Below are 22863 nucleotides of genomic sequence, written 5' to 3'. Positions count from 1 at the left end.
ATAATTACCCTCCGCAGAGAAGGATAATTATGCTGAATCTAATGGAAGCTTTATATGAACTGTGGTTCCTTTATTTTCTGTGCTATCAATCACAATTTGTCCATCATACATTTCTATAATTCGTTTGCATATGACAAGACCAAGACCTGTTCCGGTGTCTTTACTGGTAAAGAACGGATGAAAGAGGTGTTTTTGAATATGTTTTGGAATACCTTTTCCTGTGTCAACAATGTGTAATTTTGCGTGCTCTTTATTACTGGTTACCTGAATTGTTAATACATCACCAGATGACATAGCTTCAATTGCATTTTTTGTAATATTTAAAACCACTTGTTTCATATGATCTTTTGAACAACGGATATGAACAGGATGGTCTGGTAACTGCAAGGTGAATATAATATTATGTAAATTTGCTTCCGATCGAATAATTAATGAGACCTCTTTGATAATATCCCTTACATCATACTTTTTTTCGATAATCGCTGTTGGTTTACCAAGAATAAGAAATTCGCTAACAATTTCATTGATACGTTTTATTTCTTGTTCGATAACAGAAAAATAAAATTGGTCTTGTTCTTGTATATGTTTTTCCTTTAAGAGTGTTACAAGACCTTTAATTCCAGTAAGTGGATTACGGATTTCATGAGCTGTACTAGCTGCAAAAGTACCAACTAATTCAATTTTTTGTATTTCATTTTGTTGTCTCTCTAATCTTGTTTGTCTTTTCAGCAAAATATATTGAACGAGTAAAAATAAAATTGTCATTAAAAATAAAGTAACCATACATTCTACCGCAACGGTTTTGTATAAAGTTGTTTTATGAATAGGTAATGGAGAAACAGCAACTTTCCATTTTAATTTTTGTAGTGGAGTAGAAATTTTGTTTGTATGTTGCCCAGTTGGTTCGCTATTATCATCTGTTAAAAAGACTACATCATGCTCATCGGTTACTTCAAAATGATATTGTGGTTTAATAGCATTTAAAGCAGACGATATATAATCAAAGCGTAAACTGGCCAACAATAAACCAGAAATTTGTTTGTGTTTTGTAAAAATGGGTGTGGCAATCATAATAGCTTGGTGTCCAAGAACCCGATCTGTAATGACAGATGATACAGTTGTTTTTTTTGATTTAAAAGCTTCTGCTATATAATACCGATCTGCAACATGAATTGGTGTTGTTAAACCTTTTGATGCTACAGTGATTAGGCCGTTTTTATTTGTATAATATAATCCGGAAAAACGCTCGTCTTTTTCATCGGTATCGTGTAATATTTGCTGAATTCCGTTTGTATTTTCTGTTTCTGTATTTACGACCATAGCAAGCATCTCTAAGGCGGAAATTGCTTCGCCAATATGGTGATCTAAGTAGTCCCTATATAAAAATAAAACAGTATGAGCAGCTTGTTTGTTTTCCTGTTGCATTTGGTAGGTGTGATAAGAATAGAAAGTTGCACCGATTCCCAGTGTCGGTAATATAACAAGCAGTATATAAAAAGTTATGCTTCGTAATTTTCCATTCAAGATTGCTACTCCTTTTTTATTATCATTATATATAAACTGTGTTAAAATTGTCATGTTTTTATTTCATGTGTGAAAGTTAGTACTTAGCATGTGTGAAAGAGTAAAACTGAGAAATGATTGAGCGATCATTCGGAGACAAAGATGAACCATTGATAGCTATTTTGCTTTATGGAAAACCTTTTTATTTGGTAGATTGTCTCGGATTTTTGTGAATTTAAGTGAAGGGTTGAAATCGTATGAAGTTGAATGATGAGAGGGAAGAGATTTCTCAATCTTTAAAATTGTTTATTGCATTATCGCGTGTGCACCGCTTTGTTATGGATGCTACAAATAAATCAATACAAAGTAACGGACTAAATCCAACTGAGTTTGCTGTATTAGAATTGATATATCATAAAGGAAGTCAGCCGCTTCAACAAATTGGAGAGCGTATTTTAATTGCAAGTGGAAGTATTACGTATGTTGTTGATAAGTTAGAAAAAAAGGGGCTTGTGAAACGAATTCCATGCCCGAATGATCGCCGTGTTATATATGCACAGTTAACAGGAGAAGGGGAGACCTTCATCGCTTCTATTTTTCCAAAGCATGAAAAAGTTATACAGGATTCCTTTGGAATGTTAACAAAAGATGAGAAAAATGAGCTGTTATCTTTGCTTAAACAAGTTGGGAAATATGAAAAGTGATAGAAAACCTTTCTTTTTTGATGGGAGAGAGCGACCGGCCATGCGTAGAAGCGGTCAGATCCTTTTTCAGCCTCATGCCAAGTGAAAACAAAAGGAGAAAATGAATAGTAATTTCATTCACTGTTCTACAAGAAGTATGGATGGAATGTTACAGTTTCTAATGGATTCTGTTGAAGAATAAAAGGAGATTCAGAAAAGGAAATGGAATTATAGTAAGGATACATATAATTGAGAGGAGGCATATTCATGTCATTTAAGAACTATGAATATAAACGCCCAAATACGGAAGAGTTGCAAGAAAAATTCACTGTAGCTTTAGAACAGTTTGAGAATGTAAAGACGGTAGAAGAGCAAAAGCAAGTAATTGGTGTAATTAATGAGATTCGCAATGATTTTGGTACAATGGGAAATATTTGTCATATCCGCCATTCTGTTGATACAACGGATCCGTTTTATAAGGAAGAACAAGATTTTTTTGATGAGTATTCTCCGATTGTACAAGGCTATGTAACGAAATATTATAAAGCATTGATGAATTCTCCGTTTCGTGATGAATTGGAGGCTTATTATGGGAAACAATTATTTGCTTTAGCAGAATGTGATTCAAAAACATATTCAGATGAGGTTGTGAAAGATTTACAATTAGAAAATAAATTATCTTCGCAATATACACAACTTTTAGCGGCTGCAAAAATTGATTTTGAAGGAGAAGAGAGAACATTATCACAACTTGGACCTTTTATGCAACATACGGATAGAGATATGCGTAAAAGAGCAAGTGAAGCTTATTATGGTTTTTTAGAAGAGCATGAAGAAGAGTTAGACCGTATTTATGATGAACTTGTAAAAGTAAGAACGAAGATTGCGAAAACACTTGGTTTTAAAAACTTTGTTGAACTTGGATATGCAAGAATGTATCGCACAGATTATAATGCGGAAATGGTTGCAAATTATCGTAAACAAGTACTAGATTACATCGTTCCAGTTGCGACAGAATTACGAAAAAGGCAGCAAGCACGCATTGGTGTAGAAAAGCTTGCTTACTATGATGAGAATTTTGAATATGCAACAGGTAATCCGACTCCAAAGGGAGATGCAGAGTGGATTATTAATCATGGGAAGACAATGTATAAAGAATTATCAAAAGAAACAGATGAGTTTTTCAACTTTATGTTAGATAATGAATTATTAGACTTAGTTGCGAAAAAAGGAAAAGCTGGTGGCGGTTATTGTACATACATTGAAAATTATAAAGCTCCGTTTATTTTCTCGAACTTTAATGGGACATCAGGTGATATTGATGTGTTAACACACGAGGCAGGTCATGCGTTTCAAGTATATGAGAGCCGGAAGTTTGAAATTCCAGAGTACAATTGGCCAACGTACGAAGCGTGTGAAATTCATTCTATGAGTATGGAATTTTTCACGTGGCCATGGATGAAATTATTCTTTGAGGAAGATACGGATAAATATTATTTCTCTCATTTAAGTTCAGCACTTCTATTTTTACCATACGGTGTATCTGTTGATGAATATCAACATTATGTATATGAAAATCCGGAAGCATCTCCAGAGGATCGCAAAGCGGCATGGCGTAATATTGAAAGAAAGTACTTACCACATCGAGACTATGAAGACAATGATTATTTAGAACGCGGTGGTTTCTGGCAGCGTCAAGGGCATATTTATAGCTCACCTTTCTACTATATTGATTATACATTGGCTCAAATTTGTGCACTGCAATTTTGGAAGCGAGCAAGAGACAATAGACAAGAAGCGTGGGAAGACTATGTGAACCTTTGTCAAAAGGGTGGAAGTCAATCCTTCTTACAATTAGTAGAAATTGCGAATTTGACATCTCCATTTACAGATGGGTGTGTGCAAGGCGTAATCACTGAGATTCAAGCGTGGTTACATGCAGTGGATGACACAAAATTGTAAAAATCAACCTTGTTTTTTTCACATTTTGTAATCGACACATTCATAAAACAATGAGATAATATAAGAAAATTCAGATTTATTCAAAGGGTGTTTCTAAGTTGGAAACACCCTTTTTTACCAAAAAAGAGGGGGGAGAATTATGCTTCAATCTAATATGAATGTTAGTTTGGAAACTTTGCTGCAATCGTTACAATCTACAAGAAACACACTATTATCAGAAATTGAGATGTTAAATGATACGGAAGTGAATGTAAAACCGCGCCGTGATAAATGGAGTATCATTCAAATTATGCATCATCTACACCTAATTGAACAATCTGTCACTTCATCCCTTGTGTATGCTTTACAGAAAAAAGACAGAAAAGTAGTTCCACTCAAGGATCTCCAACTTACTCTTGATCGAACATATAAACGAGAAGCTCCTCAACAAATGCAACCAACAGAAACATTAATGAAAAAACAACAAGGAATTCAATTACTCGAACATTCACGCGCAGAATTATTGCATACGCTGCATAGTATTATAGACGAAAAAGAATTGTTCGAAAATTCGTTAAAACATCCTGTGTTTCAGGAGCTTAATCTATATCAATGGATTCAATTCCTTGATTTACATGAACAACGCCATCTTACACAGTTAAAAGAAGCAAAATATGCGATTTTGCAAAGGTAAAGAAAAATTCCCATTTACATGGGAACTATATTGAATAAATAAGAAGAAGCGAGGTAGTAATTATCCCGCTTCTTCTTATTTATCCCGGCTCTTCGAGGGTAGTAATATCCACTCCTCAAGATGCAGAAAAAGAAGATGGGTAGGGGATAAACCACTTATAAAATCCTAATTAATGAGGACTAATTATTAGTGGAGGATGAAGAAACTGGATTGATGCATATTTTTATCTTTTATTTTGGAATAATACATAAAGAGAACATAGAAGGAGTTGAAAGCATGTCACACAAAAAGAAAGAGCAAGAGCGTAGTTGGAAGGCACGAAAAGAAAATCAAAAACCGCATGGGAAAGTAAAGACTTTTGCGGAACTTGTTGATGAAACGGAAAAAACGTGATGATTTCATCACGTTTTTTGTATGAGTGGGAAAGTTAATAGAAAGGTTGTACCAATGTCTTTTTCACTTGTAATATCGATTTTTCCACCCATTGCTTTTACGATGCTGAATACGACCATCATCCCAAGTCCAGTGCCTTTTTCTTTCGTTGAATAGAAGGGAGAACCAAGACGTTTTAGTTGTTCTAGATCCATGCCAATACCAGTATCTTTTATGGACAACTGTATCTGTGTATGACTCGGTATTAATGTGAGAATAAGATCTCCCCCTTTTGGCATGGCTTCAATACAATTTTTTAAAATGTTTAATAAGCATTGGTTAAATTTTTGTTTTTCTCCAGAAATACAAAAGATATTGCTTTGCTTTGTGTAAGTTATACGAACATTTGTCAAATTAGCTAGTGGAGTAATGAGAGATACAGCATGAAGTAATTCATCTTCGATTTGTAATACTTGTTCTTTTTCTATACTTGGTTTTGCAAATGTTAGATAATCTGTGAGTACGTGATTTGCTTGTTCAATACCACGTATAGCAATTTCTGTATATAATTTTCGATCTTCTTCAGAGCATTCTTCGGATTGTAGGAGTTGTAAAAAACCTTTCGTTGAAGTTAAAGGATTACGAACTTCATGAGAGATAGAGGCAGCCATTTCTCCGATTAGGTGAAATTTTTCAGCGTTAATCAGTTCTTCTTGTAGGCGTATTTGTAATTGTAGTACGTTTAGTAAATAAAGAATAAGAATGGTACCAATGATGGTACATAATTCATACACAATAATATAAGTGAGGTAATATTCATTGTTAGGAACTTCAGCAAGGAAAAAAGGAATCCAGCTAAATACGTATACAAAACTATATAAAATAGCAAGTACTACTTTTATATGATTGCTCCCTCTTTGAAAGAGTCTGTATGTGGCAAGGAGAATAATATATAAGAAAATGGAAGCTATAATAGATGGAAAAACTCCTATGCCTCCTAATAAAAAACGGTATATGTTTAATACAGCTAAAATCGATCCACCCGCAATAGGACCTCCTGTTAATGTACTAACAATTAATACAATATGACGCATATCAAATTGAAATCCATTATCCATCCTTGCTGCAAAAGAAATACAAAGAATTGTTGCAGCACTGCAAAATAATATAAATACGGTTGAATTTAATTTAGGTGAATGTTTCCCTTTTTGATTCCAAAATGAGTGGTATATTAGCATCATAACGAGGATGGATAATATGTTTAAAAAGAGATAAATAATAAAGAGTTTCAGGTTTATCTCCTCCCTATTTTCATATGTATGGTGTTATATAAGTACAAATTGAAAAACCGACATAAAACCTTTCCTTTTAGGTGAGAGAGCATCCGGCCATGCATAGAAGCAGTCAGCCCTTCTTTCTGCCCCATGCAAAGTGAAAACAAAGAGAGAAAATAAGTAGCGGTCACCTTTTGTTCTTTATAGCAGCGACTTATATGTTGGAAAATCAAAATGGATTTATATAAGTATAATCATACTATTAAAATACAAGAAAATGAATCTTAATCCTGAAAAAAAGACAGAAAAATCAGATGTTTTTCTGGATATGTGCAGTATGTTACAATATGTGTTGTTAATGAAAGAAGAAATTCCATGTATAACATGGGAGAGGTTCGCGAACTCCCTCTATAAAAAACTATGGAAACAACAATATCCTTAGGTATTGTTTTGTTTTTTTATTGTGACAGTTCAAGAACGTTCTTTCTTCTTATTCGTAGTAGAGAAGGAGAATGAGTGAGATGAAAAAAGAAAAAGCAGTTGTCGTTTTTAGTGGTGGCCAGGATAGTACAACATGTTTGTTTTGGGCAATGCAGCAGTTCGCAGAGGTCGAAACTGTGACATTTAATTATAATCAACGTCATAAGTTAGAAATTGACTGTGCAGCTGATATTGCGAAAGAGTTAGGAATTAAACATACAGTACTTGACATGAGCCTATTAAATCAACTTGCTCCAAATGCGTTAACGAGGACGGATATGGAGATTACACATGAAGAAGGTGAATTGCCATCAACATTTGTAGATGGACGAAATTTACTATTCTTATCATTTGCAGCTGTGCTAGCAAAACAAGTTGGAGCACGTCATATTGTAACGGGCGTATGTGAAACAGATTTTAGCGGTTACCCTGATTGTCGTGATGTATTTGTGAAATCGTTAAACGTTACTTTAAATTTATCTATGGATTATCCATTTGTTATTCATACACCACTTATGTGGATTGATAAAGCAGAAACATGGAAATTGTCAGACGAACTTGGCGCATTTGAGTTTGTTAGAGAAAAAACATTAACATGTTATAACGGAATAATCGGTGATGGCTGCGGTGAATGTCCAGCTTGTAAACTTCGTAAAGCAGGTTTAGATACGTATTTACAAGAACGCGAAGGAGCGAACGCATAATGGAACAAAATTTTTTTGGATTTCGCATTGTAGAAAATTTACAAAAAGTGGACAAGGACATTCAACGTGAACAACTGAAATATCATAATAAACGAGTGATGGTAAGTAAGGAATTTACATTTGATGCAGCGCATCATTTGCACTGTTATGAAGGGAAATGTAAAAATTTACATGGTCACACATACAAAGTTGTTTTTGGAATTAGTGGATATGTAAATGAGATTGGACTTGCTATTGACTTTGGAGATATAAAAGAAATTTGGAAAAATGAAATAGAAATTTATTTGGATCATCGTTATTTAAATGAAACATTACCAGCGATGAATACGACAGCTGAAAATATGGTCGTTTGGATATATGAGAAGATGGTAGAGGCACTTACAAAAGAAGACCGTGCAAATGAATATAAAGGAGCACGGGTTGAATTTGTTCGTCTATTTGAAACACCAACAAGTTATGCGGAAGTAAGACGGGAGTGGATGATCGGTGAGTAAAATTCCTGTTCTGGAAATTTTCGGGCCGACCATTCAAGGTGAAGGAATGGTTGTTGGACAAAAGACGATGTTCATTCGTACAGCAGGTTGTGACTATAGTTGCGCGTGGTGCGATTCGTCCTTTACATGGGATGGATCAGCGAAAGAACAAATTCGGCAAATGACTCCCGAGGAGATATGGAGTGAGCTTGTAGAAATTGGTGGGGAAAATTTTTCACATGTAACGATTTCAGGTGGGAATCCAGTGTTGTTGAAAAATATAGACGATTTTCTGTCTTTATTACAAGAAAAACAAATTCGCACCGCCATTGAGACGCAAGGAAGTAAATGGCAGGAATGGTTGCTTCATATTGACGAAATAACAATTTCGCCAAAGCCACCAAGCTCACAGATGAAAACTGATTTTATTATGCTGGATTCTGTTATTGAAAGATTAGCAGGAAAAGATTTTAGCTTAAAAGTCGTTGTATTTGATGATCACGATTTTGAATATGCGATAAAAGTGCATGAGCGTTATCCGCACGTACCGTTTTTCTTACAAGTTGGAAATGATGATACAAAAACAGTGGATGATGCAATGCTTATCAGGAATTTACTACAAAAATATGAATGGCTCATTGAAAAAGCTGTTCATTGCAAAGAAATGAATGACGCAAAAGTATTACCTCAGCTTCACGCGTTAGTGTGGGGAAATAAACGAGGCGTATAAGGAATCGAATTGAAGGGATGTATGAAAAATGGCAGGAAGATTAGATGAAGATTTAAAAGATGTAACGTTACTTGGAAACCAAAATACAAAATATTTATTTGAATATAGCCCAGAAATTTTAGAGATATTTGATAATAATCATCCAAACCGTGATTATTTTGTAAAGTTCAACTGTCCTGAATTTACAAGCTTATGTCCAAAAACAGGACAACCAGATTTTGCAACGATCTATATTAGTTATATTCCAGAGCAAAAAATGGTGGAGAGTAAATCATTAAAATTATATTTATTTAGTTTCCGTAACCATGGAGATTTTCATGAAGATTGTATGAATGTCATTATGAATGATTTAATCAAATTAATGGATCCACGTTATATTGAAGTGTGGGGGAAATTCACACCACGTGGTGGTATCTCGATTGATCCATATTGTAACTATGGTCGTCCTGGTACAAAATATGAAAAAATGGCAGAATATCGCATGATGAATCACGATTTATATCCTGAAACAATCGATAATCGTTAATGAAAAAAGGATCTGTATGATACATACAGATCCTTTTTTTCTATTATATTATGCATGTTGATTGATAACTGTATAGTTTTTGTGATTTACAACTGTAAGAGGTTCCATATCTAGTTCTCTAAAATTCTCCATGATTGTTATATCGACAATAACGGAGTTTTTATTTACTTTTTGAACACGGCCTTGCATTCCACCTTTAAATTCGATAATATCTCCAGTTTCTGCGGTTTTCATAAGCAACTCTCCTTGTTACAGTTTTACCAAAAAAAGAACAATGTTGTTCTTTTTTATTTCCCTTTATTTTGAACTATATTCCCCTGTTTGTAAATGTTTCCATAAGAAAATTTCAAAAAATAGTCATTTTTCATAAGAAATGTATAAAGTATTTTTCTATTTTAGGAGAGGGAATTGATAAAAAAGTGCTTATATCAGTATATAGGGGTATAATAAACTGGGGGCGGTAAAAATGTTGTTTGAAATTGTAGGAAGTTTTATAATGATCCTTTTATTCTTATTTTCATATAAGCAATTAAAAATAATTCGTATCCATGAAACAGATACATATTTTGATGGATTAGATGGTATGCATGCTTCTGTTACTCATGAGAGCGGTGCGGATATGTAAGGAAGTATGACTTTCTCTTTCTCCATGGTATGATGATAATAAGAAAAAGTGCATAATAATATAGGTGATGAGCGGTGAATGGAGAGTGGAGAAGATGCGAATTTCTTTTATTCGTCACGGTCGCTTGAACAATGTTACAGAATCAATGACAGTATCATCGTTCCACAAATGGATGGAGCAGTACGATTTAGACGGTATGAAAAAAAGTATGGACATACCAATTGAGACGGTTGAAGTAATCGAATCTGCGAAGCTTATTGTAACGAGTAATCAAAAACGTGCGGTACAGTCAGCGGCAGAATTAACGAATTCTCTTTCTTTTATACAAAGCTCCCTTTTTCGAGAGGCAGAAGTACCATCTAGTTTCTTTGTTCCGAAATGGGTGAAGTGCAAACCGGAAGTATGGACATTTATTGGGCGTACATTATGGATGGTTGGATATTCTAAAGGTGTTGAGTCTTATCGTGAAGTACAAGGAAGAGCGAAGCAAGCAGCTGATACATTAGTCGGATATGCGTTAGTACATGGGCATATTGCGCTCATAGGGCACAGTTATTTTAATACGATGATTGGGGCTGAGCTACGTGCTAGAGGATGGTCTGGTCCGCCTATTTTTTATGGGAAGCCATGGAGTTGTACAGAATATACATTTCATGAAGCGATGAATGGAAATATATTGAATACCAATTTAACATAAAGGCACACGATTACAATAAAGAATCGTGTGCTTTTTTTTAAGAAACGAAAGCTTTTTTATATAGTGGTTTCACTAAATGAGCATATGGCTCTCCAACAAGCATAACCGTTTTATCCTCTTGGTAGCCAAGTTTTTTATATAAAGAGAAAGCTCGATTGTTTTCTAAATTTACAAGTAATGCAATTTTCTCATAGCCTTTTTCATAGGCATCATTTTCTGCTGCTTTAATCAATTTTGAGCCGATTCCTCGTCCGCCATATGTGTTTGAAACGGATAATGTGTCAATATAATATTCATCGAGCTCAGCTTCTTTTTCTAGCGTAATAGATGAATCTTGATGGATTTTTCGTAAGTGTTTTACAATGGGAGTATCTAGTTGTTTTGCATGGCTGCCATGATAGGCTACGATGATTCCAATTGCTTGTCCATCTTGTTCTTCAACGAAACAGTTCTCGTAGCTAAGTCGATTTTCTTTTTTTGAAAACCAAGTTTCAAGCCCTGTCAAGACTTCTGTTCCTGTTCTCCCACCTGTGATTTTTTCAGCAATTTCATGCAGAGCGTTATACAATAAAGGAGATATTGCCTTCGCATCTGTCTTTTTTGCTTTCCGAATCATAGTATCCCTCCTAGTTGTCATTCTTATTGTAACATAAAATAAAGTTTCAACCAGTTATTCATCAATTTCTTGAATTTTATAGGATAAGCTTGAATATCGAATTGATTCAGTATAGATGAACCGTTATGGTAGTATATGATACTTGCTGTGAATGTAAGAAATTTAGCATTGTCGACTTGTGGAAGATAGGATAAAATATTGCAGAGAGGTGAAATACATGGATAAACAATTAGCAAATACAATTTTAGATCAACTGAAAAATGGAGAGATAGAAGAGTATATTGTAACTAAGGATGTATTTTATGCGTTTCGTGAGGTTGTAGTAAATCGAGAAGATTTTAAACATTTCAGTGGGAATGCACAGCACGGCGGGAAAATTATTTATACATATATAGAAACACCGCGTTCTTAATAGAAGGAAAAGGAGAGGAGAATTATGGGAGAATTTAAACAAAGTATTTTACCGCACTGGGACTACATGTGGAAAGATGGTACAGGAAAACGATTCGTAGGAATGGTTATGTTTCCTGAGAAACGTACAGAAGAAGTTATAGAAAAATTGAAAGTAGCATATGAGCAAGAAATTCACATTCGAGCAACTGTGAAATTTCAGCATATGAATCAATATGTAGAGGGAATAGTTGTATATTTTGATGAAGAAGCGCCAGTATTTACAATGCAAGATAAAGACGAAAATTTACATCATTTATTTATAAAGGATATTTTACGTATTGAACATTGCGAATGAGCGATGCTTTGTGTACAGTCTTTTTAAAATTCTCATCACACTAACGAATAAATTGGTGTGCCATAATAATTGTCCTTTTCATTATAATGATATGTTTTATTGTGTAACAAAAAAGAAAGTATATGTACTCGATTTAATAAATGTTTAATTCACAAGAGAGAGAAGTCCTTACTTGTGTGATCTGAATAATGTGTAACCGGTTTCGAACAGATTATCTCGTAAATTCTGTTCTTTTTTATGTGATGCTGGAGAAATATATTTCTCCAGCATTTACTGTTTTTTGACAAAACATATTGATAACATTTTTGTAAATATGATTAAATTCGTTGACAACTTTTTCGAAAAGCACTTTATTGACATGAGTTTTAGAATGTTGTTTCATAGTCTTTGTATTGAAAAAAAGGACTTGTCATGTCGAAAAGTAAAAGTTAAAAAAAGAAAGAATTTATACATATATCTTGTGTCTTGTTTTGAAACATAATACAATATATAGAGAAATCATGAAACGACATCTAGATATTAAAGAAAGAAGGGGAGGGTCGGAAATGTTAGTTGCATATGATTCTATGACAGGAAACGTGAAGCGTTTCATCCACAAATTAAATATGCCGGCCGTTCAAATTAATGACGATCTAGTATTAGACGAAGATTTTGTTCTTATTACGTATACAACAGGTTTTGGAAATGTGCCGGAACGTGTTTTAGAATTTTTAGAACGCAATAATACAAATTTAAAAGGCGTATCTGCAAGTGGCAATCGCAACTGGGGAGATATGTTCGGAGCAAGTGCAGATAAAATCTCATCCAGATACGAAGTACCTATTGTATCAAAATTTGAGTTATCTGGAACAAATAAAGATGTAGAATATTTTAAAGAAAGGGTGCGGGAGATTGCGACACATTGAACTGAATAATGAAATCACGCAAATGCAAGACGGTTTCTACCAGCTTCATAAAGATAAAGAAGCATTAGAAGTCTTTATGGAAGAAGCGAGAGCGAATACCGTTCATTTTGATAGCGTGGCAGAGCGAATCGAGTATATGAATAAGCACGATTACTATTACAACGTTCTGGACGAGTATAAGTTGGAGGAAGTAGAGGAAGTATACAACGTTGCATACGGTGAAAACTTCGAGTTCCAATCTTATATGGCGGCATCTAAGTTTTATAAGGATTATGCATTAAAAACAAATAATCAAAAACAATACTTAGAAAGCTACGAAGATCGTGTATCAATTGTGTCATTATACTTAGGACGCGGCGATGTTAATAAAGCAAAACAATTTGCAAGCATGATTGTAAAACAAAACTACCAACCAGCGACACCAACCTTTTTGAATGCAGGAAGAAGCAGAAGAGGAGAAATGGTGTCTTGTTTCTTGTTAGAGATGGATGATAGCTTAAATTCGATTGGATTTAATATCAATACAGCGATGCAGCTATCGAAAATTGGTGGCGGAGTTGCTTTAAATCTTTCTAAGCTACGCGCACGCGGTGAGCAAATTAAAGGCATTGATAACGCAGCAAGCGGTGTTGTACCAGTTATGAAATTGCTTGAAGATTCGTTTTCATATGCGAATCAGTTGGGTCAACGAAAAGGTGCCGGTGCGGTATATTTAAACATTTTCCATTGGGATATTATTGAATTCCTTGATACAAAAAAAATAAATGCCGATGAGAAGAGCCGTATTCAGTCTCTATCAATCGGTATTATCGTTCCAAGTAAGTTCTTTGAGCTTGCAGAGAAAAACGAACCATTCCATGTTTTCGCACCTTATACGGTATATAAAGAGTACGGAAAACATTTAGATGATATAGACATCGACGAGATGTATGATGAACTAATGAGCAATCCGAATGTGAAGAAGAAGCCACTTGATATTAGTGCGCGTGATATGCTCATTAAGATCGCAATGATTCAACTTGAGTCTGGTTATCCATACTTAATGTTTAAATCAAATGCAAATAAGCAACATCCTTTAAAAGATATTGGAACTGTGAAGATGTCGAACTTGTGTTAAATATGTAGCACCTTCTAGTAGAAATGCTAGTCGAAAACTCCGTTAAACGGGGAAAGCCTCAATGAGAGGTAACCTACCGTGCTAAGTCTTATCTTAGAATGAATCGTATGCGATTCAGAAGGTATCTTATTATTTTGTATGGTGCATAGATTACAGAACAACATAAAATAATAAGAGACTTTCTGAAAGATTAAGATAAGTAAAAGCCTAACGACTATCCCATATGGGAGTAGAGCGCAAGCGATTGGCGTTCGAAAAGCGGAGCACCTAATCAGGTTATGCTGTAGGTGATGATATAGTCTGTCCTGTATGGTGACATACAGCAGTTGCTTGAGCAACGGATTGAGAGTAGCGACCTCAGTTGAACATTAGAGACCGAAATCTTCCAGTTACAAGAAACATCTGAAATTAATGACTATGGTACAGATGACATTATCCGCCGTGATATTAACTGTAACTTAGGATCATTAAACATTGTAAACGTAATGGAGAATAAAGAAATTCGTGAAGCAGTTCATGCAGGAATGGAAGCATTAACAGCTGTTTCTGATATGACTGTTATTCCAAACGCGCCGACTGTGAAAAAAGCAAATGATGAGCTTCATTCAGTTGGACTTGGTGCTATGAACTTACATGGATATTTAGCGAAAAATAAAATTGCTTATGAAAGTGCAGAAGCGAAAGAATTTGTTCGTACATTCTTTATGATGTTAAATTACTACTCCATTGAAAAGAGTATGGGTATTGCGAAAGAAAAGGGCGAAACATTTAAAGACTTCGATAAGTCGGATTATGCAAATGGCTCATACTTTGAAAAGTATGAAACAACAGACTATAGTCCTGTAACTGAGAAAGTACAGCAGTTATTTGAAGGAATCTATATTCCAACAAAAGAAGATTGGACAAGTCTAAAAGAGGGAGTACAGAAGCACGGTTTATACAACTCATATAGATTGGCTATCGCTCCGACACAATCGATCAGTTACGTGCAAAATGCAACTTCAAGCGTAATGCCGATCGTAAGTCAAATTGAATCAAGAACGTATGCGAATGCGACAACATATTACCCAATGCCGTATTTATCAAAAGATACGTTCTGGTATTATAAATCTTCTTACGATATCAATCAGTTTAAACTAATTGATTTAATCGCAGAAATTCAAGAGCATATTGACCAAGGAATTAGTACAATTCTTTATGTAAATAGCGATATTTCTACGCGTGAATTAGCACGTTATTACATCTATGCACATAAAAAAGGTCTAAAGAGTTTGTATTATACAAGAACACGTAAGTTAAGCGTGGAAGAGTGCGTTGCTTGTACAGTTTGATGCAAACTATAATTGATTGATATACAAAATAAAGAGTAAGACATCATGAGCAGGGTTTTTCTGACCCTGCTCATGCTTAGTTATAAAATTTAAGATGTCTAACTTGCGGTTAAGTTTTCATCGTAAAGTGAAAGCTTTACCGCAAGTTAGAAGAGCTTAATTATAGAGAGAAGGGGCGATTCAATGCGCGCGGTAAACTGGAACAAAAAAGAAGACGATTTTAGTTTAATGTTTTGGAAGCAAAACATCGCTCAGTTTTGGACAGAAGAAGAGATCGCTGTATCTTCTGACAAAAATACTTGGGTGCAATTATCAAAAGAAGAGCAAATTGCGTATAAGCGTGTATTAGGTGGTTTAACACTTTTAGATACGAAGCAAGGCGGCGAAGGGATGCCACTTGTACTTGTTCATCTTGAGAATTTACAAGCGAAAAGTGTATTAGCTTTCATGGGTGCTATGGAAGAAGTACATGCGAAGAGTTACAGTCATATCTTTACGACACTCGCAACAGAAGAAGAAATTGATGAGATCTTTGAATGGGTAGATAGCCATCCATTACTTGAGAAAAAAGCGGGTATTATTACAGGTTATTATCGTCGTTTATTGAAGCCACAAGTAACGAAAAAAGAATTATACATGGCTATGGTAGCAAGTGTATTCTTAGAAAGTTACTTGTTCTATAGCGGATTTTTCTATCCGCTTTACTTAGCAGGACAAGGAAAGTTAACAGCGAGTGGTGAAATTATTAACTTAATAATTCGTGACGAGTCAATTCACGGCGTATTCGTTGGTATTTTAGCACAACAAATCTTCGCGGAACTTTCTGCGGAAGAAAAACAAGAAGTGCAAAAAGAAACACAAGAGTTATTGATAGAACTGTATGAAATTGAAATGGTATATACAGAAGAAATTTATACATCCATTGGTCTTGTTGAAGATGTAAATCGCTTTGTTCGTTACAATGCGAATAAAGGGCTTATGAACTTAGGATTAGAACCGCGCTTTGAGGAAGAAGAAATTAACCCAATCGTATTAAACGGTTTACGTACAGATACGAAAAACCATGATTTCTTCTCTGTAAAAGGGAATGGTTATGTAAAAGCAACAAATGTTGAAAAGTTATCAGACGATGATTTCGTATTCGATTTTTAATAGATAAGATTGAAAAAGCTGTCTTTCATATAAAGGCAGCTTTTTTGTTATGAATAGTTTACATAATGTTATTATCTCATGGTAAGTTTTTATTCGCCGACTGATTAAAGTTTCACTTCATTTGTATTTATTGGTATGAGAGATTGAATAAGTTATGTCAAAATGAATAGAAAAATAACGAAGCAATTAGAAACATAATCCCACCCGTAATTTCATTGGACCATAAAAAAATAGGGCTGTTTAGTAAATTTTTTAACAAAGGCAATTTTGGCTCGAAAATTGCATGAATATTTAAAAAATAAAGGAGGTTTTTGAAATGACATATATAACATACGCTGTTCGTCGAAAGCATTTTCTGTTTAGTTATCAATCTTTACATGAAAATTAGATAGAGAAAGTAGGAGGAATGATAGGTGGGAAAAGGAGTTGGGTTAAAACGTTCATTAGGACTTTGGTCAATTGTTATGCTAGGTGTCGGGTATATGACACCAATGGTAGGATTTGATACATTTGGAATCGTTTCTGAAAAAACGGGCGGGCATGTTCCAGGAGCTTATTTAATTGCATTAGCGGGGATGTTATTTACAGCTGCAAGCTACGGCAAAATGGTAAAGGTTTTTCCTACTGCAGGATCTGCTTATACTTATACACAAAAGACAATTAGTGCAAGACTTGGTTTTCTTGTTGGATGGTCAGCATTATTGGATTATTTGTTTTTACCAATGGTGAACGCACTATTAACGAGAATTTATATGTCAGCACTTTTTCCAAGTGTTCCAGATTGGGCATGGGTCATTGGATTTGTCCTACTTATTACACTTATCAATATTATTAGTGTAAATGTTACTGCTAATTTCAATACGTTCCTAGTAACATTTCAAGTGCTAGTAATGGCTGTGTTTGTTTTTCTAGTTATAAAAGGTTTGATAGCAGGAGAGGGAACCGGAGAAGTCTTTTCCATTCAGCCGTTTTTCCAATCAGATATACAAATATCACCGTTAGTTGCAGGGGCAACTATTCTGTGTTTTTCATTTTTAGGTTTTGATGCAGTAACTACATTTTCAGAAGAAACACCAAACGCAAAGAAGACGATTCCTCGAGCTATTTTTCTTACTGCTTTAATTGGCGGAATTTTATTCATTGTCACTACGTACTTTACACAATCCTTTTTTCCAGATGCATCCGTATTTAAAGATCAAGAATCAGCAGCTCCAGAAATTGCATTATACGTCGGAGGAAAATTATTTCAAACTTTCTTTTTAGTAGGAACATTTATGGGAACAATAGCATCAGGCTTAGCTTCTCATACAAGTGTATCGCGATTATTATACGTAATGGGGCGAGATAATGTAATTCCGCAGAAGATATTTGGATACATTCATCCTCGCTTGCGAACTCCAGTATATAACATTATTTTTGTGGGAATTATTGCGCTCTCTGCTATGTTTATTGATTTAGAAACAGCAGCATCTCTTATTAACTTCGGAGCGCTTATTGCATTTACATTTGTTAATTTATCTGTAATTTCCTACTATGTTATAAAGCAAAAAAGATATAAAACAACAAAAGATTTTTTGAATTTCTTAGTTATGCCTATTTTAGGTGCAGGTACAGTGGCTGTGTTATGGTTTAACCTCAATATTCATTCGCTTATTCTTGGACTTAGCTGGGCTGCCATTGGAATCGGTTATCTTTTATATATTACGAACATGTTTCGTTCAGCACCTCCGCAAATGCATTTTGAAGAAGTGCAGGAAATGTAAAATAATAAAAAACATCGGGATTTATCCGGTGTTTTTAATTTTGTAGAGTCTACAATTATGCAATAATGAATAAATCATTCAACTATTCATAAAGAACGTGAGACATTTTGTAAATAAGGGAAAGAGTTGAGGTTGAAACGATAATATAAACATTATATTTCCAGTTGGCACGATTATTGCTTTATAACACTAGTAAAAATAAATAAATGAGGTGTTATCGTGGCAATTCAATCAGAAAAAGAGGATGTAACACAATCTATTCAAGAAAAAGTTGAGTCGGAAAATGCTTTAGAGGAATTTCAAGCCATATTAAAAGAAGCACTCCATGTTTTGCATTATCCAGAGGAAGTATTCGAGTTTCTTAAGAAGCCGATGCGTTTTTTAGAAGTAAGTATTCCTGTTCGAATGGATGATGGAACAACAAAGGTATTTCAAGGATATCGCGCTCAGCATAATGATGCAGCAGGGCCAACAAAAGGTGGTATCAGGTTTCATCCAGATGTTACAGCAGAGGAAGTAAAAGCGTTGGCAGGATGGATGAGCTTAAAATGCGGAGTTACAGGACTTCCATATGGAGGAGCAAAGGGCGGAATTATTTGTGATCCGCAGAAGATGAGCTTTAGAGAATTAGAGTTACTTAGCCGTGGCTATGTAAGAGCAGTGAGCCAAATTGTTGGACCTACTAAAGATATTCCAGCTCCTGATATGTATACAAATGCTCAGATTATGGCTTGGATGCTGGATGAGTATGATCATATTAGGGAATTTGATTCTCCTGGTTTTATTACTGGAAAGCCGTTAATGCTAGGAGGATCACAAGGGCGAGAAACAGCTACTTCTAAAGGGGTATTATACACGCTCCAATTAGTAAGTGAATTAAAACATATTCCAATTCAAAATATGCGGGTAATCATTCAAGGGTTTGGAAACGTTGGAAGTCATTTGGCAAAATATTTATATGATATTGGTGTGAAAGTAGTAGGAGTATCTGATGCTTTAGGTGGCATTTATAACTCAGACGGTCTAGATGTTCCTTATTTATTAGAGAATCGAGATTCTTTTGGTGTTGTATCGAACCTCTTTAGTAAAACAATCTCTAACCAAGAGTTGCTAGAAAAAGAATGTGATGTACTCATTCCAGCAGCAATTGGAGGAGTAATTACGAAACATAATGCAGAAAGACTTGGGTGTAAGATTATCATTGAGGCTGCAAATGGTCCGACAACGAAAGAGGCGATAACAATATTAGAAGAGAAAGATGTTTTAGTTGTTCCGGATATTTTAGCGAACTCTGGAGGTGTTATTGTTTCTTATTTTGAGTGGTGCCAAAATAACCAAGGATATTATTGGACAGAGCAATATGTAGACCAATGTTTAAAAGAAAAAATTACCTCTAGCTTTTCTGATGTATTTAATACTTCAAAACGGTTTGGGGTAAATATGAAAATTGCTGCTTATATAGAAGGGGTTCGTAAAATTGTAGAAGCGTCGCGTCTAAGAGGATGGTTGCATTTTTAAGCTAAAGGGAGGAATCAAATGAAACTGGACATTTTATTAGAACAAATTGAAAAGCAACCAATTGGTTATTACTGTATTGTGTCGAATCATCATCGCTATGATATAGCAGTCACGTATTCACAGCAATTTTTTGGAAAAGCAATGGTTACATCTATTCAAAATGGAAGAATGATTTTATTAAGTCAGGAAGATATCGAAGAAGAGCAATACTGGGCACCTAAGCTAGGAATTGAAATAGAAGATGTAGAAGATTTTCAAAGCTTTTTTCATATGATTCTCCAGTCACAAATGTTGGCAGAGCAATATTAATAGAATAAAGGAAGGGAATGATTCATTTTGTATTATGAAATAGTTACGAGCCCATGCTATGGAACAGTTGAAAAAGTTGCTATTGATAAGGACTCTCGAATTTATGAATGGGAACCATTGTTTGCTATTAAAGATATGAATGGTAAGCTAGAAGTAATTAAAATGGGATGTAGTGGGGAAGTACAATCTTTAGAGGTAGAAGCAGGAGATAAAGTAATTCCAGGTATGGTATTAGCGTATATTCAAGAAGATCTTTTAATTAGTGGGAGTGATTGATTTTAGGGAGGAAGATGGAACTATTCATCTTCCTTTTTTTATTAAAGTAAGTAAAAAAAGTATATTGTCAGATTAATTAAAAAAATCAGATTTTAATGATACAATACAAGTTAAGCAGTTTAAAGGAGGAGTAACAGAATGTTTTCCATTGCTCATAACAAAATTAGACCTATTGTTTCCATATCGATCGATCAATCTGAACAGGAATGGAATATAGATGCTGAAAATATGAAAGAATCTTTTCTGTTTTTAAAAAGAGAAGATCAATTATTTGCATACGTCCATGTTAAGGAGCTGCTATCAAGAAGTAAGCGCTTAACGACTAAAATGTTACTTTCAAATGCTGTTTCACTAGATACAATATGTCATCTTAGCAAAAACATTTCCTTAACAGCTCTCTTTCAAATTATTGGGGCACCTATTGCCATAGTGAAAAATGAAAGAGGAGAGTTAACAGGATACATAAGAAGAGAGGATGTTTTTGCAGAATTATTTAAGCAAGAAAATAAAAGTGTAGATATACTAAAAATCATCTTAACGTCTATTCCAATGGGGATTTTTGTAGTAGACCGTGAAAAGAAAATTGTGAATTGTAATGAATCTGGTTTGAAGATGATTAAATCTACTCCTGAAAAAGTAATGAATGTGCCAGCAGAACAGATTTTTAATGGGGAACATATTCGCAATGTATTTGCAACCGGAAAAACGATTTTAAATCAATTACAAATAACAAATGAGATGGGGGTATTAGTTGACTACAGTCCTATCCCAAACTTCGATCAAAGAATTGAAGGAATGGTCATTATTGTGCAAGATTTACCGATGGTTGAGGATATGGCTATGGAAATTGAATATATAAAGGATTTAAATAAAGATTTACATGCAATTTTATCTAGCATTTATGATGAAATATTAGTAGTTAATCATAAAGGGGAATTAATCCGTTATAGTGAAACCATTATCAATGATTTTTGGGGAGGGGATTTGAAAGATCTTTTAGGAAAAAATCTTTTAGATTTAGAGAAGAAGGGATTATTTAGTCCATCTGTCACGCGATTGGTGCTAGAACAAAAGAAAAAGGTATCAATTGTACAAGAGACAAAAAGTGGTAGAAAGATATTAGCCGTTGGAAATCCTGTGTTTAACGAAAATGGAGAGCTTCATCGTATTATTATTGCCTCAAGAGATATTACAGAAGCAACAAGGTTAAAGACGGAATTGCATGAGATAAAAAAGATATCCGAACAATATAAGAAAGAGTTGGACAGCTTTAAAAATAAAGATCGCTTTCTGAAGAAATTGATTTATTGTAGTCCGAAAATGGAGCAAATTATTACTCAAGCAAAAAAAATAGCTGATTTTTCTTCAAATGTTCTTATTTCTGGAGAATCAGGTGTTGGGAAAGAAGTGATTGCACAAGCGATTCATCAACTTGGAAACAGATCTTCAAAGCCGTTTTTAAAATTAAACTGCGGTGCGATTCCAGAGACGTTGTTAGAAAGCGAACTGTTCGGTTATACGAAAGGTGCTTTTACTGGTGCTGATAAAAATGGAAAAGAAGGATATTTTAAGCGAGCGGATCAAGGGATTTTATTTTTGGATGAGATTGGAGAAATGCCTTTACATCTGCAAGTAAAATTACTCAGAGTATTGCAAGAACAAGAGGTAATTCCAATTGGAAGCACAATACCTACGAAAATCAATGTTCAAATTATTGCTGCCACGAATAAACGCCTTGAAAAAATGGTCGAAGCGGGCACGTTCCGAGAAGATTTATTTTATCGCTTAAATGTAATTCCGCTGCAAGTTCCCCCACTTAGAGAACGAATGGAAGATGTTCCACTACTCGCGTTTCATTTTTTACAAGAGTTAAATGAAAAATATAATAAAAACTATCATTTAACTCCTGATGCACTAAATTTACTAGAGTTTTATTCCTGGCCAGGAAATGTAAGAGAATTACAGAATATGATTGAACGTTTAGTAGTATCAGCAGATGATTCAGTCATTGATGCTGAATTTGTTAGTAAATTTCTAACTCCTGGATATGATTTTAAAAAATCAAAGCCGGTGATTACAAGAGTTTTACCATTACAAGAAGCGTTACATTCTGTAGAAGAACAATTAATTTTACTTGCGATGAAGCAGTATAAAACAACAACAAAGGCAGCGAAGGCTCTTGGGATAAGCCAGTCTTCTGTTAGTCGTAAATATCAAAAAATCATGAATGAACAGGAAATAACGGTTGATACAATTTCGTATTTTTAAAGGAGAAAGGGGGAGTCTACATAGACTGCCCCTTCTCTTTGTTGTAATTATGCGAAATGTAATAATCTATGCGAAAATGCATAACTTTGTATAGGTTATTTAAGGAAATCGTCAGTTTTTGTATGATTGCTTCGTATTTCAAATGTTGGCACAATTAT

24 protein-coding genes, 1 pseudogene and 1 riboswitch are annotated in these 22863 nt (G+C 34.5%); of the genes and pseudogenes, 21 read left to right on the top strand and 4 right to left on the bottom strand.

Annotated elements, in window-relative coordinates; all coding sequences use genetic code 11:
* Positions 1 to 27: 27 nt before the first annotated feature.
* Positions 28 to 1524 (bottom strand): DUF3149 domain-containing protein, encoded by a 1497-nt coding sequence (locus ACM6HU_RS24930; RefSeq protein WP_016113932.1) that lies wholly within the window; start codon positions 1522 to 1524, stop codon positions 28 to 30.
* A gap of 236 nt (positions 1525 to 1760) precedes the next feature.
* On the opposite strand from ACM6HU_RS24930, the gene ACM6HU_RS24925 reads away from it, so the two are divergent.
* From ACM6HU_RS24925 to ACM6HU_RS24910, 4 genes are all read left to right on the top strand, one after another.
* Positions 1761 to 2207, top strand: a complete 447-nt coding sequence (locus ACM6HU_RS24925) for a MarR family winged helix-turn-helix transcriptional regulator (RefSeq protein ID WP_016113933.1) — start codon at positions 1761 to 1763, stop codon at positions 2205 to 2207.
* Positions 2208 to 2453: 246 nt separating this feature from the next.
* The gene (locus tag ACM6HU_RS24920) at positions 2454 to 4148 is read left to right on the top strand and encodes a M3 family oligoendopeptidase (protein ID WP_016131266.1); all 1695 of its coding nucleotides are present in this window, start codon (positions 2454 to 2456) and stop codon (positions 4146 to 4148) included.
* 139 nt (positions 4149 to 4287) lie between these two features.
* Positions 4288 to 4821, top strand: a complete 534-nt coding sequence (locus ACM6HU_RS24915; RefSeq protein ID WP_016113935.1) for a DinB family protein — start codon at positions 4288 to 4290, stop codon at positions 4819 to 4821.
* A gap of 276 nt (positions 4822 to 5097) precedes the next feature.
* Positions 5098 to 5214, top strand: coding sequence for a DUF6254 family protein (locus ACM6HU_RS24910; protein ID WP_000018497.1), 117 nt, complete (start codon positions 5098 to 5100; stop codon positions 5212 to 5214).
* A gap of 8 nt (positions 5215 to 5222) precedes the next feature.
* Here the strand turns inward: ACM6HU_RS24910 and ACM6HU_RS24905 are convergent, their stop codons facing one another.
* Positions 5223 to 6431 (bottom strand): ATP-binding protein, encoded by a 1209-nt coding sequence (locus ACM6HU_RS24905; RefSeq protein WP_033671053.1) that lies wholly within the window; start codon positions 6429 to 6431, stop codon positions 5223 to 5225.
* A gap of 420 nt (positions 6432 to 6851) precedes the next feature.
* A riboswitch (PreQ1 riboswitch) is annotated at positions 6852 to 6895 on the top strand.
* Positions 6896 to 6988: 93 nt separating this feature from the next.
* Here ACM6HU_RS24905 and queC point away from each other — a divergent pair.
* The 4 genes from queC to queF are packed head-to-tail and all read left to right on the top strand — an operon-like array spanning position 6989 to position 9380.
* A complete protein-coding gene (gene queC, locus ACM6HU_RS24900; RefSeq protein ID WP_016113937.1) occupies positions 6989 to 7651 on the top strand; it encodes a 7-cyano-7-deazaguanine synthase QueC in 663 nt (220 codons plus the stop codon).
* Entirely contained in the window at positions 7651 to 8145 is a 495-nt protein-coding gene (queD, locus tag ACM6HU_RS24895) for a 6-carboxytetrahydropterin synthase QueD (RefSeq protein ID WP_016113938.1), read from the top strand. Before queC ends, queD begins: the two co-directional genes overlap by 1 nt.
* A complete protein-coding gene (queE, locus tag ACM6HU_RS24890; RefSeq protein WP_016113939.1) occupies positions 8138 to 8854 on the top strand; it encodes a 7-carboxy-7-deazaguanine synthase QueE in 717 nt (238 codons plus the stop codon). The genes queD and queE overlap by 8 nt, the downstream gene beginning before the upstream one ends.
* A gap of 28 nt (positions 8855 to 8882) precedes the next feature.
* A complete protein-coding gene (gene queF / locus ACM6HU_RS24885; protein WP_016113940.1) occupies positions 8883 to 9380 on the top strand; it encodes a preQ(1) synthase in 498 nt (165 codons plus the stop codon).
* A gap of 48 nt (positions 9381 to 9428) precedes the next feature.
* Here the strand turns inward: queF and ACM6HU_RS24880 are convergent, their stop codons facing one another.
* Positions 9429 to 9614, bottom strand: coding sequence for a YkvS family protein (locus ACM6HU_RS24880; RefSeq protein ID WP_003196089.1), 186 nt, complete (start codon positions 9612 to 9614; stop codon positions 9429 to 9431).
* 232 nt (positions 9615 to 9846) lie between these two features.
* Here ACM6HU_RS24880 and ACM6HU_RS24875 point away from each other — a divergent pair, with 232 nt between their 5' ends.
* Both ACM6HU_RS24875 and ACM6HU_RS24870 read left to right on the top strand, forming a co-directional pair.
* The gene (locus tag ACM6HU_RS24875; RefSeq protein ID WP_016113941.1) at positions 9847 to 10005 is read left to right on the top strand and encodes a hypothetical protein; all 159 of its coding nucleotides are present in this window, start codon (positions 9847 to 9849) and stop codon (positions 10003 to 10005) included.
* 94 nt (positions 10006 to 10099) lie between these two features.
* Positions 10100 to 10702, top strand: a complete 603-nt coding sequence (locus tag ACM6HU_RS24870; protein ID WP_016113942.1) for a hypothetical protein — start codon at positions 10100 to 10102, stop codon at positions 10700 to 10702.
* Positions 10703 to 10739: 37 nt separating this feature from the next.
* Here the strand turns inward: ACM6HU_RS24870 and ACM6HU_RS24865 are convergent, their stop codons facing one another.
* Complete coding sequence (locus ACM6HU_RS24865) at positions 10740 to 11318, bottom strand: GNAT family N-acetyltransferase (protein ID WP_016113943.1); 579 nt, start codon at positions 11316 to 11318, stop codon at positions 10740 to 10742.
* 217 nt (positions 11319 to 11535) lie between these two features.
* Between ACM6HU_RS24865 and ACM6HU_RS24860 the strand changes: the two genes are divergently transcribed.
* The 11 genes and pseudogenes from ACM6HU_RS24860 to ACM6HU_RS24810 all read left to right on the top strand — a co-directional run bounded on the left by ACM6HU_RS24860 (position 11536) and on the right by ACM6HU_RS24810 (position 22705).
* Positions 11536 to 11730, top strand: coding sequence for a hypothetical protein (locus ACM6HU_RS24860; RefSeq protein ID WP_016113944.1), 195 nt, complete (start codon positions 11536 to 11538; stop codon positions 11728 to 11730).
* A 24-nt stretch (positions 11731 to 11754) separates the two neighbouring features.
* Positions 11755 to 12066, top strand: coding sequence for a hypothetical protein (locus tag ACM6HU_RS24855; protein ID WP_016113945.1), 312 nt, complete (start codon positions 11755 to 11757; stop codon positions 12064 to 12066).
* 545 nt (positions 12067 to 12611) lie between these two features.
* Positions 12612 to 12971 (top strand): class Ib ribonucleoside-diphosphate reductase assembly flavoprotein NrdI, encoded by a 360-nt coding sequence (gene nrdI, locus ACM6HU_RS24850; protein WP_016113946.1) that lies wholly within the window; start codon positions 12612 to 12614, stop codon positions 12969 to 12971.
* Positions 12958 to 14085 (top strand): annotated as a pseudogene (locus ACM6HU_RS24845) (ribonucleotide reductase N-terminal alpha domain-containing protein); the annotation flags it as partial. The gene nrdI and the pseudogene ACM6HU_RS24845, both read left to right, overlap by 14 nt.
* A 383-nt stretch (positions 14086 to 14468) precedes the next feature.
* The gene (locus ACM6HU_RS24840; RefSeq protein ID WP_306471790.1) at positions 14469 to 15419 is read left to right on the top strand and encodes a ribonucleotide reductase; all 951 of its coding nucleotides are present in this window, start codon (positions 14469 to 14471) and stop codon (positions 15417 to 15419) included.
* Positions 15420 to 15602: 183 nt separating this feature from the next.
* Positions 15603 to 16571, top strand: coding sequence for a class 1b ribonucleoside-diphosphate reductase subunit beta (nrdF, locus tag ACM6HU_RS24835; RefSeq protein ID WP_414848496.1), 969 nt, complete (start codon positions 15603 to 15605; stop codon positions 16569 to 16571).
* Between the two features lie 413 nt (positions 16572 to 16984).
* The gene (locus ACM6HU_RS24830) at positions 16985 to 18334 is read left to right on the top strand and encodes an APC family permease (RefSeq protein ID WP_016113950.1); all 1350 of its coding nucleotides are present in this window, start codon (positions 16985 to 16987) and stop codon (positions 18332 to 18334) included.
* Between the two features lie 219 nt (positions 18335 to 18553).
* Positions 18554 to 19852 (top strand): Glu/Leu/Phe/Val family dehydrogenase, encoded by a 1299-nt coding sequence (locus ACM6HU_RS24825; RefSeq protein WP_016113951.1) that lies wholly within the window; start codon positions 18554 to 18556, stop codon positions 19850 to 19852.
* A gap of 18 nt (positions 19853 to 19870) precedes the next feature.
* Positions 19871 to 20161, top strand: a complete 291-nt coding sequence (locus tag ACM6HU_RS24820) for an SAV0927 family protein (RefSeq protein ID WP_016113952.1) — start codon at positions 19871 to 19873, stop codon at positions 20159 to 20161.
* A 27-nt stretch (positions 20162 to 20188) separates the two neighbouring features.
* Entirely contained in the window at positions 20189 to 20437 is a 249-nt protein-coding gene (locus ACM6HU_RS24815; RefSeq protein ID WP_016113953.1) for a hypothetical protein, read from the top strand.
* Between the two features lie 138 nt (positions 20438 to 20575).
* On the top strand, positions 20576 to 22705 hold the full coding sequence (locus ACM6HU_RS24810) for a sigma 54-interacting transcriptional regulator (RefSeq protein WP_016113954.1): 2130 nt from the start codon (positions 20576 to 20578) through the stop codon (positions 22703 to 22705).
* The last annotated feature ends 158 nt before the right edge of the window (positions 22706 to 22863 follow it).

It is taken from the genome of Bacillus sp. IT-79MI2, from assembly GCF_949768135.1.
In the GTDB taxonomy this organism is placed as follows: domain Bacteria; phylum Bacillota; class Bacilli; order Bacillales; family Bacillaceae_G; genus Bacillus_A; species Bacillus_A pseudomycoides.
This window is presented reverse-complemented; position numbering and strand designations above follow the sequence as displayed.

What these genes read in the sequence shown, in the direction of transcription:
- ACM6HU_RS24905 (WP_033671053.1), bottom strand. Translation starts at nt 6,431, where the DNA reads ATGCTAATATACCACTCATTTTGGAATCAAAAAGGGAAACATTCACCT.
- ACM6HU_RS24820 (WP_016113952.1), top strand. Translation starts at nt 19,871, where the DNA reads ATGAAACTGGACATTTTATTAGAACAAATTGAAAAGCAACCAATTGGT.
- queD (WP_016113938.1), top strand. Translation starts at nt 7,651, where the DNA reads ATGGAACAAAATTTTTTTGGATTTCGCATTGTAGAAAATTTACAAAAA.
- ACM6HU_RS24925 (WP_016113933.1), top strand. Translation starts at nt 1,761, where the DNA reads ATGAAGTTGAATGATGAGAGGGAAGAGATTTCTCAATCTTTAAAATTG.
- ACM6HU_RS24870 (WP_016113942.1), top strand. Translation starts at nt 10,100, where the DNA reads ATGCGAATTTCTTTTATTCGTCACGGTCGCTTGAACAATGTTACAGAA.
- ACM6HU_RS24855 (WP_016113945.1), top strand. Translation starts at nt 11,755, where the DNA reads ATGGGAGAATTTAAACAAAGTATTTTACCGCACTGGGACTACATGTGG.
- queC (WP_016113937.1), top strand. Translation starts at nt 6,989, where the DNA reads ATGAAAAAAGAAAAAGCAGTTGTCGTTTTTAGTGGTGGCCAGGATAGT.
- ACM6HU_RS24915 (WP_016113935.1), top strand. Translation starts at nt 4,288, where the DNA reads ATGCTTCAATCTAATATGAATGTTAGTTTGGAAACTTTGCTGCAATCG.
- nrdF (WP_414848496.1), top strand. Translation starts at nt 15,603, where the DNA reads ATGCGCGCGGTAAACTGGAACAAAAAAGAAGACGATTTTAGTTTAATG.
- queF (WP_016113940.1), top strand. Translation starts at nt 8,883, where the DNA reads ATGGCAGGAAGATTAGATGAAGATTTAAAAGATGTAACGTTACTTGGA.
- ACM6HU_RS24875 (WP_016113941.1), top strand. Translation starts at nt 9,847, where the DNA reads ATGTTGTTTGAAATTGTAGGAAGTTTTATAATGATCCTTTTATTCTTA.
- ACM6HU_RS24910 (WP_000018497.1), top strand. Translation starts at nt 5,098, where the DNA reads ATGTCACACAAAAAGAAAGAGCAAGAGCGTAGTTGGAAGGCACGAAAA.
- ACM6HU_RS24860 (WP_016113944.1), top strand. Translation starts at nt 11,536, where the DNA reads ATGGATAAACAATTAGCAAATACAATTTTAGATCAACTGAAAAATGGA.
- ACM6HU_RS24810 (WP_016113954.1), top strand. Translation starts at nt 20,576, where the DNA reads ATGTTTTCCATTGCTCATAACAAAATTAGACCTATTGTTTCCATATCG.
- ACM6HU_RS24880 (WP_003196089.1), bottom strand. Translation starts at nt 9,614, where the DNA reads ATGAAAACCGCAGAAACTGGAGATATTATCGAATTTAAAGGTGGAATG.
- ACM6HU_RS24865 (WP_016113943.1), bottom strand. Translation starts at nt 11,318, where the DNA reads ATGATTCGGAAAGCAAAAAAGACAGATGCGAAGGCAATATCTCCTTTA.
- ACM6HU_RS24920 (WP_016131266.1), top strand. Translation starts at nt 2,454, where the DNA reads ATGTCATTTAAGAACTATGAATATAAACGCCCAAATACGGAAGAGTTG.
- nrdI (WP_016113946.1), top strand. Translation starts at nt 12,612, where the DNA reads ATGTTAGTTGCATATGATTCTATGACAGGAAACGTGAAGCGTTTCATC.